The following is a 12538-nucleotide window of genomic DNA, read 5'->3' on the forward strand; positions in this document are numbered from 1 at the left end:
TAACCGAGTGGTGCGTATTAAATAGTTATAAGAACGACTCTGATAGTGAGTTATTTTCATAAGCATATGAGTGAAAAGCATATGGGCGCAGCGAACAGGGTCATTCTCGATGGCGGCATGGGCCGCGAGTTGCAACGCGCCGGCGCGCCGTTTCGCCAACCGGAGTGGTCGGCACTGGCGCTGAGTGAAGCGCCGCAGGCGGTCGAGGCGGTGCATGCCGCGTACATCAACAGCGGCGCCGACGTGATCACCAGCAACAGTTACGCGGTGGTGCCGTTTCACATTGGCGAGGCGCGCTTTGCGGCTGAAGGCCAGGCGCTTGCGGCACTGGCGGGGGAGTTGGCACGGCGGGCGGTGCAGGCATCCGGCAAGTCAGTGCGTGTTGCCGGTTCGTTGCCGCCGCTGTTTGGTTCGTATCGTCCGGATCTGTTCGAAGCGGATCGCGTGACCGAGCTGCTGACGCCGCTGGTCAATGGGCTGGCCCCGCATGTTGATCTGTGGCTGGCGGAAACCCAGAGTTCGATTATCGAGGCGCGGGCCATTCACGCCGGGTTGCCGAAGGACGGCAAACCGTTCTGGCTGTCGTTCACCCTCAAGGATGAAGACACCGATGAAGTGCCGCGCCTGCGCTCCGGTGAGCCGGTAGCCGAAGCGGCTGCGGTGGCGGCTGAACTCGGCGTCGAAACCCTGCTGTTCAACTGCAGTCAGCCCGAAGTGATTGGCGCGGCCATCGATGCGGCGCGCGCAACCTTTGAGCGTCTCGGCGTCACGATCAATATCGGCGCGTATGCCAACGCGTTTCCTCCGCAACCGAAAGAAGCCACGGCCAACGACGGGCTCGACCCGTTGCGTGACGATCTCGATCCGCCGGGGTATCTGCACTGGGCGCTGGACTGGCAACAGCGCGGCGCCAGTCATCTGGGTGGCTGCTGCGGGATCGGCCCGGAGCACATTGCGGTGCTGGCGCAAGAACTGCGTCGTTAAGAAAGAACCCGCCAATTGTGGGAGCGAGCCTGCTCGCGAAAGCGGTCAGTCAGTCAATATTTCAGTGACTGACACAGCGCCTTCGCGAGCAGGCTCGCTCCCACAGGGGCTTTGTGACGATCAGCTACGGCACTCGGCCAAGCCTTTCACCTGGCCATCAGGCGTCTGGTTTTCATCGCTCAGCCAGCGCTCGAATCCCGCACCGATCGCCGGCCATTCCGCATCCAGAATCGAATACCACGCGGTGTCGCGGTTCTGCCCCTTGACCACCATGTGCTGGCGAAACACCCCTTCGAAACTGAAGCCCAGACGCTCCGCCGCGTATTTGGAGCGGGCGTTGCCGTTGTTGCACTTCCATTCCAGGCGCCGGTAACCCAGCTCGAACGAATACTTGGCCAGCAGGTACACCGCCTCGGTGCTTTTCGGCGAGCGTTGCATTGGCGCACCGAAAGTGACGTGGCCGATTTCGATGCGGCCCTGCGCCGGGACGATCGACATCAGGCTGAGGATGCCTTGCACCTGACCAGTCGCGCGGTCGATGACGCTGAAGAAATACGGGTCGCTGTTGGCCGCATGATTGTTCAGCCAGTCGTTGAACGCGCTGCGCTCGCGAAACGGACCGTAAGGCAAGTAATCCCAGAGCTTCGGATCGGCACCGGGCCCTTCGAGGGCGGCGTACAGTTGCTCGGCATGCCGCGCCGGGTCGAGTTTTTCCAGACGAATGAAACGGCCCTCGAGCAGGGTGGCGGAGGGGGCGGGGACGCCTTTCCAGTCAGCGAGTGAAGCGGTCATGTGCGCGTCTCCTTACAGTGCCTTGCGAAATTGGATGAAGCCCGGGCGTTCAGCGATGCGCTCGTAGAGCTGGATCGCGGTGGCGTTGGTTTCATGGGTCAGCCAGTGGACTTTGCAGCAACCATCAGCCTTGGCGGTAGCGTAGACATGCTCGATCAACAGCCGACCGACACCGGTGCCACGGGCTTCCGGCAGCACCAGCAGATCCTGCAGATAGCAGGAATTTTCGATGCTCCAGTTCGAGCGATGATAGATGTAATGCACCATGCCCAACGCTTTGCCTTCAGCCCAGGCGAGGGCGGCGTGGGTCGGTTCATTCGGGTCGAGAAAGCGCTGCCAGGTGCTCTCGGTGACGGCGTCCGGCAGTTCCGTGTTGTAGAAGCGCAGGTACGCCTGCCACAGCGGCAGCCAAGCGGCTTGGTCGTTGGCGCTGACCGGGCGAATGTCGATCTGGGTCATGGTGATTTCCTTAGCGCATCAGGCGGGCGAGGGTTTGATCGTTGGCGTCGGGGCTGGCGGCGAGACCTTCGCGCACCCCGGCAATATCTTCGGCGCTGCGGTTCTGGCTGAGCTTGCGTTTGCCTTCGAGGCGGTCGATGGGAATGGCAAAACCGACGATGGCTTTGAGCATGGTGTCGATGTAATCGGCTGGCGCATCGTCCACCGACCACGGCTGGGCACGGCCTGCCTCGTGACGGTCGGTGAGGGTGCTGACGATGTCGAGCAAGCGGCCGCCATCGCTGAAGGTCTCAGCCTGACCGTAGGCGTGCACGGCGATGTAGTTCCAGGTCGGCACGACCTTGCCGTGCTCGGCCTTGCTCGGATAGAAGCTTGGGCTGACGTAGGCGTCTGGTCCGGCAAAGATCAGCATCGCCTCGGCGCCGTCACGCAGGTCTTTCCATTGCGGATTGGCCTTGGCCAGATGGCCGTAGAGCGTGCCGTATTCGCCCTGTTCGCGATGCAGCAGCACCGGCACGTGGCTGGCTTGCAGGCCGCTTTCGCCGTGGCTGACCAGAATGGCCAGGCGAGTGGCGAGGATCAGTTCGTGCAGTTGGGACAAGTCTTCGATGGCAAAGGCGCGTGGCGTGTACATGGACAGATTTTCCTTGGCGAATGCCTGCATCCTAGGCAGGCTATTGGTCCGTTGTAAGAGCCATTGCTGAGCCATTTCATAGGTCCATTCGCCATGCCCGATCTGCCACCCTTGTCGATGCCTTTCAATCCGGCCGGAATCGAGCTTGATCGCCGTCAGGGCCTGAGCCGCCAGCTCTATCAGGCTCTGCGCCAGCGGGTGCTGGATGGACGTCTGGCCAGTGGCACGCGATTGCCGGCCAGCCGAGATCTGGCCTCGGCGCTGGGCATTTCCCGCAACAGCGTCGTGCGCGCCTACGATCAGTTGTATGCCGAGGGATTTATCGAAGGACGCGTTGGCGACGGTACTTACGTGGCGCAATTGGCTCAGGCATCCACGCCTGAGAAAAAACTATCCACAAATTCATCCACAGGCTTGTCAACAGGCTTACCCACAGCCTTATCCACAAATTGGCTGGATTTACCTGTGAATTCATCCAGCAAAGTTATCCACAGCGACGGATTTTCCCGCATTGAAAAGCATCATTTGCCGCGACCACCGAGCGGTCCGCCGCGTGCTTTTCGGGTGGGTGTGCCTGCATTCGATCTGTTTCCGTTCGAGGTCTGGGCCAAGCTCAACGCGGCTTTCTGGCGCAAACCGGATCTGCAGCAGCTGTGTTACGGCGACCCGGCCGGTGACGCGCGGCTGCGCGGCATGATTGCTGCGTATTTGCGCAGCTCGCGCGGCATGCAGTGCACGGCTGAGCAAATTGTGATCACCAGTGGCGCGCAGCAGGGCATCAGCCTTTGTGCACAGCTGCTGGTCGAGCCTGGGGACGGTGTGGCGATCGAGAATCCGGGCTATCGCGCCGCCGGACATGCCTTCGCTGTAGCGGGGGCGCAATTGCATGGGGTGGCGGTGGACAGCGACGGCATCGATTGCAGCGCCATGGCTCAGCTCAGTGATTGTCGAGTGGCTTACGTGACGCCGTCTCATCAGTACCCGACCGGCGTGGTGATGAGCCTGGCCCGGCGTCTGGAGCTGCTCGCCTGGGCCGAGCGTGTCGGCGGCTGGATCGTCGAGGATGATTACGACGGCGAGTATCGCTACACCGGCGCACCGCTGGCACCGTTGGCGGCACTTGATCGTCAGGGGCGTGTGCTCTACGTCGGTACGTTCGGCAAGGTCGCTTTTCCGGCGTTGCGCCTGGGCTATCTGGTGCTGCCGCCCGCGCTGGTCGAGGCGTTCGCGCAACGCCGCGCCGTCGATGTGCGGCACTCGGAGGTCAGCACGCAAGCGGTGATGGCCGAATTCATGGCCGCCGGGCATTTCCAGCGGCATATCCGCCGCATGCGCCGGGCTGCGCTGAGCCGACGCAACTGCCTGCTCGAAGGCTGGCCGACGGTCGCCGGCGTCGGTCAACTGCCCGCCATGCCGGCCGGGCTGCACTTGACCGTCGCCGTGGACAGCATCGAGCGCGAGCAGCAATTGATCGCTCGGGCCGCTGAGGTCGATGTCGAAATCAACGGCCTGAGCAGCTACTGGCTCCCCGATTCGACTACGCCCATGGATAAGCGCGCCGGCCTGGTGCTGGGGTTCGCTGCTGTACCAGAGCCAGCAATCAAAGCGGCGCTGTCGCGTCTGCGGCAGGCTTGGCGAGATTGAAGAACAGCGTTTCGGCGCTGCGACTGGAAATTTCGCTGCGATGGATTTCGATCAGCCTCTGATTATCCACATCGGTTATTTCAGAGGTGCCTCCCAGGCGGTGCTGGGCAACTGTCTTCATGTGTCCACGCAAAAATGCGCCATCGGGCGCGTCGGCGCTGCTGTAATGGAAATGCGCATAGCAGAGGACCTTGTCGGTATGCGCATCACGAATCTGATACTCGTCGAGGAAGTCATTCTTATGGCGCCTCAGGCGCCGTCGGGTCAGGGTTTTCGAAATGTTCACTTCGCCCTTGTCCTTGAGCCACTCGACCCCGGCGGCTGTTGGTAGTTGTTGCTTGACCAGACGGATTCGCGTGCTGGTGCCCTTTTCCTCCAGCGTCGTAGCCGCAGCGTCGAGCTTGTGGTTGAGCGTTTCGGACGGTTCATGCAGAGCTGCGGTGAGGTTACTCACCGTCAACGCTTCATCGATGGCGGCACCGGCCTTGCGCAACAGGGCGGCGTGGTTGTGGTATTCCTCTTCGACTTCCACCGGAATGCGCGAGCCGCGTTTGAGGCGCGCCTCGATGCGCCGATGGAACGCCGCCAGCCCGTCGATCAAGGCCTGCCCTGCGCTGATGCTGTTGTTGAGGTTGGGCCGGGCTTTTGGCGACGGTGCCGGCCGTGCATTCTGCTCGACCCAGATACCTGGCGACTCCTCCTTGAATGTCGCGATGACTCTCGTCAGTGCTGTACTGACCTCGACCAGATCGGTGTCTTTGCCGTCGAGGCTTTTTTTCCGTTCGCCGACCAGGATGCCCTTGTTGCGCGTCTTGATGATCTGCCGATTCGAAGATGACGTTGAAGGTCTCGACGGACCGGCTTGCGGCACCAGTAAATGCCGGTAGCGCAACAGATCGGCGAGTCGATTGTCGGCGTTTTCCTTGAATGCGGCCACGCGCGCCTGCAACTGCTTGAGTCGCTCCGTGTGTATGTGTTCGGAATATTCACTCGCCAGGTCATCGAATCGCTTGTCCACGGAAGCAAACTGTTCGCTCACCTGGCTCAGGGCGTCGATGCGTATGCGCAGATCACTGAGGCTTTCATCGGCGCTCAGGTCCCGTGAACTCTGAACGTTCAGCGCAGCATCTTCGAACAGACCGGCCAGCGCTTGTTGTGCCTCGACATGAGCGGTGGAATCGCCGGGCTTGATGCAGGTGTACTGGCCGAGACTGATCTGCAGAGTCTTCAGATCATCCAGCGGGTAGGGCGCAAGGCTGATGTTGTATTTCTGCTTTACATCAAAGCCATCCGGTCCCAGCCTGGTGAGCTCCACCATGCAGGCTTCAGCCGACTCCATTTTCTCGATAATGGTTTGAGTGACATCGTTCAACTGTTCGAACGCAGAGGTGGCGGCCTGCGATTCGCTGCGCAGTTCGTCGTCGAGTATCGCCTGCACCGCCAGTACCCGCTGCTGGTAATCCGAAGCGTTATTACTCAGCCACTCCTGTCCCAGAAACAACTGCATGTCCAACCGCTCCGGCATTACCGTGCGGTAGTTGGGGATCGACTGCTTGCAGTTGAGTTTCTTGATCAGCTTTATGTTTGCGGCATATTCGTTGTGCTGTGAATCGAGCGTGGCAAGGTACTGCGCAAGCGCTTGCTCGCGTGCCTGCGCAGGGGCATCGTGCAGGCTGTTGCGGTCCGCATCGAGACGGCTCCCTTTGCTCTCCATCGTCAAATCGAACGCAGTAATCTGCTCGGCCAATACGGCCACCTCCTTGGTTCTTATGCCTTGCGCGGCTTGGCGACCTTCTTCCAATCCGCCGCCGCGCAGACGCAAGCGCAGATCGATTACCCACTGGCCGTTGGCGGTATAGGCCAGCCTGGGTCCGGCAGGTCGGGTGGGCTGACGCGTATCGACGATGTGCACATCGCCATGCGCGTTGCGCGCGACTTCGAACCAGCGTTCACCGACGCGGGCGTACCATTTGTCTGCGTGGGCGTAGAGGCCTCGCTGCGCACCCTCTCTGGTGGCAGCGCCAAGCCCTTTGGGCTTGCCGACCTTGAACGTATCCAACAGCTTGGCGAGGGCCAACGGAGATCGTTTCAGCGCCGTGATGCTGTCGATCGATGTGCCATGGGCTTCGGTCAATTGCGGGCCGGTGATGTCCGGCTGGCGCAGCGCTTTGACGATTCTGGCGGCAGGTTTGCTCGTCGCTGTGTCCTCTTCGAGCGTTGTGGCCACGGGCGTCGATGGCGCATCACCCATTGCCGCACGATGGGCGAGCACCATGCCCAGCGCCAGGAGGATATCGGCGATGGCCGTCCAGGCGACTTTCGCCGATTGCTCGTTGGCGCCGTCGGTGATTTCCTGCAGATCATCCATGATCTGCCAGATCCACGCCGCTGTGCCTACGCTGCGGCCCAGAAACGGCAGTGCGGCATTGAGCATCACCCAGCCACCCTGTTTCAGCGAGGCCCAGCGTGCTTCTGCATCGGATACCGATTGCCGGTCGGCTTGAGTGACAAGCGCCTTGACGTTGCGTTCGTGCAGGGTGGCGAGGACATCGCTGGCGATCACCTGAGTGCCCAGCGCGACCGCGCCGGACATGTCCAGTGCTGTGGTCGGGTTGATCATCAGTTGCGGGATCGTCCACACCGACGGCAGCCTGGCGGTGAAGACGAACTGGCTGTAATTGAAGCGCACATCGTCCGGCAACCAGGCCAGTACCGAATCGCGCAGATGTCGCGAATGCTGGATCGCAAAGAGCAGATTGGCAAATCCCGGATATTGCAGCAGAGCCTTGTCGAACAACGGTCGATACAGCACGCACGGCCCTTTGTCGGCATCGCGCGGGCCTATGACATACATGTTGTCGACAGTGTCTGCGGTGGAGCGGCTGCGATGGGCCACGAACGCCAATGGGCGAATGACGATTTCCTCACCATCGACGTAGCGTTCTGCGTCAGTCGTGGCCAATGCGGCAACCACGTATCGATAACCCGATTCGTCAATGCCGGCTCTGCCCTGGATCTTGTGCTGCAACGCCAGCAATGGCAGCTCGACGCGTAGCTGACTGGTATACAGCCTTTCCAACCGTGACGCTTGCACTGAGTCGTCTATCAGTACGGCCTTGAGATGCGCCGGGTAGGTCTTGCCGATGTCGACCGTGCTGACCAGCTTCTCCAGAAAAGTCGCGCTCATCCACTCGGGTACGGGGCTGCCATCCTTGTACCGCACAGTCTTGTTGCCCAAGGGCAGGCCGGCGAGGTTTTGCAGGGCAAGCTCGGTCAGCGTCCATGTCTGAGTCTGAGTATTTCCCGGCAACACAAACGTGCCCCAGACCACGAGACTGGTGATGGTGATTTCGATGTTGTCGATGTCCAGGTCTTTGGCGTCGGGCTGCTCCTTGAGAATCTGTTTGATCAGCGCTGCCCGAGTGAACGCCTGCAGGCTGGTGATTTCGTTCTGAAAGGATTTGCCGTTGTTCTCGTGCTGCAGCGTCGTCAGGTCCAGCAGGTGCCGGCTGTAACGTGTCTGATCGATGGGCAAGGCGTCGTTCAGCCAGTCCGGAAGCATCGGCTGTAAACGCTCGAAGTGCGCTTCGAGGCGCGGTGTCGGTTGTGCCGGTTTGCCGGCCGTGCCGGTATGCGGATAGACGCGTTTATCAGGGGAGTCCTGAAAAAAACTGATTTTGCCCAAGGCATCCGCTTCCAGGGAAATCAGGGTGCAGGCCTGCTGGTCGAAGAAATTTCCCTGGGGTTCGACCAGCCGCCACTTGAGATCTTCGCCCGAGGCGTTTGCGCCATATATCCGCAGCAGAGCCTCGCCGAGTTCTTCCAGTGAATCGAAACGCTGAAAGCCCTGAGTAATCGCGTGGGTGAGAATCAATGTACGGTCTGCGATGCTGCCGACCAACACTGCGGCGTCGAGCAGGGTCAAGTGGCTTTGCGTGTCGGCGTTCCCCTGATCGAGATCAATCAGATATGCCTTTGCCGAGTACGGGGCGGGGGCCAGGCGTTGTTGCGGGTCGGGCTGTTTGAAAATCGCCTGGGCCATGGCGATTTCATCGGCATCCCAGCCGACGCTGGCATCGACGTTCCACAGGTTGCGCAGTGCCTCGGACAATTGCTGCCAGCGCGGTTGCCCGGGATAGGTGAACTCGTCCCAGTAGTCGACGTGCTGCTCCTTGTAGGCGATGAACAGCAGCGGTGCCAGTTCGTTGAGCAACAGGCCGATCGCATCGATCTTCACCGGCAGATGCGCAGGGGCGGGCACGCCGGGTTGCAGGGTCAGGTAATGCTCACCATCGAGGTACGTCACCGTGGTACCGGACAGGCCGAGCCGCACCAGCGCGTTGGTCAGCGATCCAGCCTGATACCCGTCGGGTACCACTCGACCCTCCACAATGGCCCAGGTGGGTTGCACGACCATCGCCAGACGCGGGTCTATGTCGAGATTCGGATACAACGTCTTGAGGGCTTCGCGCAGCGTTTTTGAAGCGACCTCTTGCAGCGAGGGGCCGGTAACCAGCTGAGTCACGATATCGACGGCACTGGCTTTGGGAATGGCGGTCATGGTGGTTTCCTGCTCTGTCGGGACGCCGCGAGGGCGGCGGAGCAGGTCAAGTTAAAAGGCGCGACAGCGACCCGTGCGGTAGATAAAGCTGCCAGGCAAAAAAAAGACCCGCCTCGGCGGGTCTCCGGCAAACGAGCCGGTTCAGGTCCCGGACTTGATTTTCGTCCAGGCCCGCGTGCGTGCGCGTTCGGCATCCCGAGGCAGCGGCTGCAAGGTGTAGAGCGTGCTCATTGCCGCATCGCTCGGATACAGGTTCGGGTTGTTGCGAATGGCTGGATCGACCAGGCCGGTGGCGTCCTTGTTCGGGTTTGGATAACCGACAAAGTCGCTGACCGGAGCAATCACCGCCGGTTGCAGCAGATAGTTGATGAAGGTGTAGGCGTCTTCGGTGTTCTTCGCGCCCTTGGGAATGGCGAGCATGTCGAACCAGATCGGCGCGCCTTCTTTCGGCAAACGCATATCGACCACCACGCCGTTTTTCGCTTCCTTGGCGCGGTTGGCCGCTTGCGAGAAGCTGCCGGAATAACCGACGGCCACGCAGATGTCGCCGTTGGCAATGTCGGCCATGTACTTGGAGGAATGGAAGTACGTCACATAAGGGCGGATTTTCATCAGCAGCGCTTCGGCCTTGGCGTAATCCGCCGGCTTCTTGCTGTTGGGGTCGAGACCGAGGTGTTGCAGAGCCAGCGGCAGAATCTCCGACGGCGAGTCGAGCAGGGCGACGCCGCACTGCTTGAGCTTGCTGATGTTTTCCTCTTTGAAGATCAGATCCCAACTGTCCACGGGCGCGTTGTCGCCCAGGGCCGCCTTGATCCTGGCCGGGTTGAAACCAATCAGGATGGTGCCGTACATGTACGGCACGGCGAACTTGTTCCCCGGGTCGTTGGCCTCGATCAGCTTCATCAGTTTCGGATCAAGGTGGTTCCAGGTCGGCAGTTTGCTGCGATCCAGCGGCTGGAACACCCCGGCCTCGATCTGCTTGGCGAGGAACACGTTGGACGGCACCACCACGTCATAACCGGAATTGCCGGTGAGCAGCTTGGCTTCGAGTGCTTCGTTGGTGTCGAAGATGTCGTAGATCAGTTTGGTCTGGCTGTTCTGTGCCTTGAAGTCGTCCAGCGCCTTGGGCGTGATGTAGTCGAACCAGTTATAGACGCGCAGCGTGCGTTCTTCGGCGTAGGCGCCAGCGCTGAGCAGAGCCGCGCACAGCGCCGAGGCGATCAGTCGCTTTTTCATTGTTCGAAACCTTCCAGCACGTTCACCGCGTTGATGCCGATTTCCTCCACCGCGTAGCCACCTTCCATGACGAACAGGGTCGGCTTGCCGAGGGCGGCGATGCGTTTGCCCATGGCCAGATAATCCGGGCTGTCGAGTTTGAACTGCGAGATCGGGTCGTCCTTGAACGTGTCGACGCCGAGGGAGACGACGATGATGTCCGCGCCATAGCGATCGATCTCGTCGCAGGCCTGATCCAGCGCCGCGCTCCAGACATCCCAGCCGGAACCGGCCGGCAGCGGATAGTTGAAATTGAAACCTTCACCGGCACCTTCGCCACGCTCGTCGTCGTAGCCGAGGAAGAATGGAAACTCCGCTTCCGGGTGGCCGTGGATCGAAGTGAACAGGACGTCGCTGCGTTCGTAGAAAATCGACTGAGTGCCGTTGCCATGGTGGTAGTCGACGTCAAGAATCGCGACTTTCTTGTGGCCCTGCTCGAGAAAGGCCTGAGCGGCGATGGCGGCGTTGTTGAGGTAGCAATAACCGCCCATCAAGTCGCTGGCGGCGTGATGTCCCGGCGGACGGCACAGGGCGAAGGCCGCGCGTGCGCCACGCTGGATTTCTGCTTGTGCGGTCAGGGCCACTTGCGCTGCGCTGTAGGCCGCTTGCCAGGTACCGGCGGTAATCGGCGCGCCGCCGTCGAAGCTGTAATAACCGAGCTGGCCATGCAGGCTGGTCGGTTTGATCGCACGCAGCGTGCGCGCCGGCCAGGTGTAGGGCAGCAAGTCGCCGTCAGTGTTGAACTCGGTCCAGCGCTGCCATGCACCTTTGAAAAACTCCAGATAGTCGCGGCTGTGAATGCGCGCGATCGGCTCCAGGCCGAAATCCTTCGGCGCTTCGACCGCACCGAGGTTTTGCTTGCGCACGCGTTGCAGCACATGGTCGGCACGCGACGGCATCTCGAAGCACGGCTTGAGCTGGCCATCGATGAGTTCGCAGCGGCCATGGTGCAAGTGGTGATCGTCTGAGTAGATCGTCAGCATTTGTTGTTCTCCGCAAGGCTGATTCGGTGGTCTTCAGTGTTGCGGCGCAACTTGAATCGGAGAACGTCGGGAGCGGCCAAAAGGGGATCGATATGGCCAAAACCTCTGACCGCAATTCGCCCCTTGTTCATGCAGGCTCATGCCTGGAGCAGCCATCAATGCGGTCGGAACTGACTCGGCGCCACGCCACTCCAGCGCACAAACGCATGGCGGAAACTCGCGGTCTCGCTGAAGCCCAGCGTCTCGGCGATCCGATAGATTGGCAACTGGTCTTCACACAACATCTGCTTGGCCCGTTCGAAGCGCAGTTCATCGAGCAGTTCCTGATAGCTGCTGCCCATGTCTTTCAAATGCCGGCGCAGGGTGCGCGGTGAGCACTTCATCTGCTGTGCCAGACCTTCCAGTCCCGGCGCGGCATTCAATTGTGCGCTGAGCAACTGCCGAATCCGCCCCAGCCAGGCCTGACGTCCGGTGAATTCCAGATTCTGTTTGCGGCAGCGCTCTGCCATGGCCTGATGGGTGATCGCGTCGGCCAGCGGCAGCGGCTGATCGAGCCAGTGGCGGTCGAAGGCGAAGGCGTTGTCCTTGGCCGAAAAGTGCAGCGGCGAGTCGAAGGGTTCGGCGTAGCTGGCGCGATAGTCCGGCGCTGCATGTTCGAAACGCGTGGCGCGCAGCGGCAGCGGATGGCCGAGCAAGTCGTCGCAGATGACCTTCAGCGAAACCAGACAGAATTCGGCGTTGAACACCGCCATCGCCGGGCTTTCACGGTAATCAGCAGCGACGAACCACACCTGCTCGCCATCGTCTTCCAGGCTCAGTTCGAACAACGTGCCCAGCAGCGCCGGATAACGGATCGCCAGACGCAAAGCGTCACCGAAGGTGGCACAGGTCAGCAGGGCGTAACCGAGCATGCCGTAACAGGACACGTGCATGCGCCGGCCCAATTCGAGACCGATGTCACGCTTGAGCGCAACCGCGTTGGTGCAGACCTGCATCTCTTGATGGGTGGTGATGCGCGTATCGGCACGCTGCAGATCCGCCGCCACGATGCCGCTGCCAGCCAGCAGCGCCTCGCTCGACAGGCCTTCGGCCTTGAACGTGTTGAGGATCAGCGAGACCGCGTTGAGGGTGGTGAGGTGGGAGTGGAGCATGGGATCTTCCAGCCTGGAGGTGGCTGGAACGCAGCAAGTTGCATGCCGCAGGCCC

9 protein-coding genes are annotated in these 12538 nt (G+C 61.0%); 2 read left to right on the top strand and 7 right to left on the bottom strand.

From position 1 onward, the window contains the following. Positions 1-81 precede the first annotated feature (81 nt). The gene (locus D8U61_RS26960) at positions 82-984 is read left to right on the top strand and encodes a homocysteine S-methyltransferase family protein (protein WP_125927731.1); all 903 of its coding nucleotides are present in this window, start codon (positions 82-84) and stop codon (positions 982-984) included. Between the two features lie 120 nt (positions 985-1104). Here the strand turns inward: D8U61_RS26960 and D8U61_RS26965 are convergent, their stop codons facing one another. From D8U61_RS26965 to D8U61_RS26975, 3 genes are read right to left on the bottom strand one after another with little or no spacing between them, the layout of a single operon-like run. Continuing rightward, the gene (locus tag D8U61_RS26965) at positions 1105-1776 is read right to left on the bottom strand and encodes a GNAT family protein (RefSeq protein ID WP_122751245.1); all 672 of its coding nucleotides are present in this window, start codon (positions 1774-1776) and stop codon (positions 1105-1107) included. A 12-nt stretch (positions 1777-1788) separates the two neighbouring features. Beyond that, the gene (locus D8U61_RS26970) at positions 1789-2235 is read right to left on the bottom strand and encodes a GNAT family N-acetyltransferase (protein ID WP_130888958.1); all 447 of its coding nucleotides are present in this window, start codon (positions 2233-2235) and stop codon (positions 1789-1791) included. 10 nt (positions 2236-2245) lie between these two features. Continuing rightward, entirely contained in the window at positions 2246-2869 is a 624-nt protein-coding gene (locus tag D8U61_RS26975) for an FMN-binding negative transcriptional regulator (RefSeq protein WP_130928010.1), read from the bottom strand. Positions 2870-2962: 93 nt separating this feature from the next. On the opposite strand from D8U61_RS26975, the gene D8U61_RS26980 reads away from it, so the two are divergent. Further along, on the top strand, positions 2963-4513 hold the full coding sequence (locus D8U61_RS26980) for a PLP-dependent aminotransferase family protein (RefSeq protein ID WP_130928011.1): 1551 nt from the start codon (positions 2963-2965) through the stop codon (positions 4511-4513). On the opposite strand, the gene D8U61_RS26985 is transcribed toward D8U61_RS26980, so the two are convergent. From D8U61_RS26985 to D8U61_RS27000, 4 genes are all read right to left on the bottom strand, one after another. Next, on the bottom strand, positions 4470-9074 hold the full coding sequence (locus tag D8U61_RS26985) for a DUF6543 domain-containing protein (protein WP_130928012.1): 4605 nt from the start codon (positions 9072-9074) through the stop codon (positions 4470-4472). The two genes, D8U61_RS26980 and D8U61_RS26985, sit on opposite strands and share 44 nt — an antisense overlap. 141 nt (positions 9075-9215) lie before the next feature. Then, a complete protein-coding gene (locus tag D8U61_RS26990; RefSeq protein WP_130928013.1) occupies positions 9216-10310 on the bottom strand; it encodes a polyamine ABC transporter substrate-binding protein in 1095 nt (364 codons plus the stop codon). After that, positions 10307-11332: a histone deacetylase family protein gene (locus D8U61_RS26995; protein ID WP_130928014.1), complete on the bottom strand. Its 1026-nt coding sequence runs from the start codon at positions 11330-11332 to the stop codon at positions 10307-10309. Before D8U61_RS26995 ends, D8U61_RS26990 begins: the two co-directional genes overlap by 4 nt. Before the next feature lie 155 nt (positions 11333-11487). Beyond that, positions 11488-12483: an AraC family transcriptional regulator gene (locus tag D8U61_RS27000; RefSeq protein ID WP_024014840.1), complete on the bottom strand. Its 996-nt coding sequence runs from the start codon at positions 12481-12483 to the stop codon at positions 11488-11490. Positions 12484-12538 lie beyond the last annotated feature (55 nt).

The organism is Pseudomonas sp. Sample_14 (assembly GCF_004307515.1).
GTDB classification, from domain to species: Bacteria; Pseudomonadota; Gammaproteobacteria; order Pseudomonadales; family Pseudomonadaceae; genus Aquipseudomonas; species Aquipseudomonas atacamensis.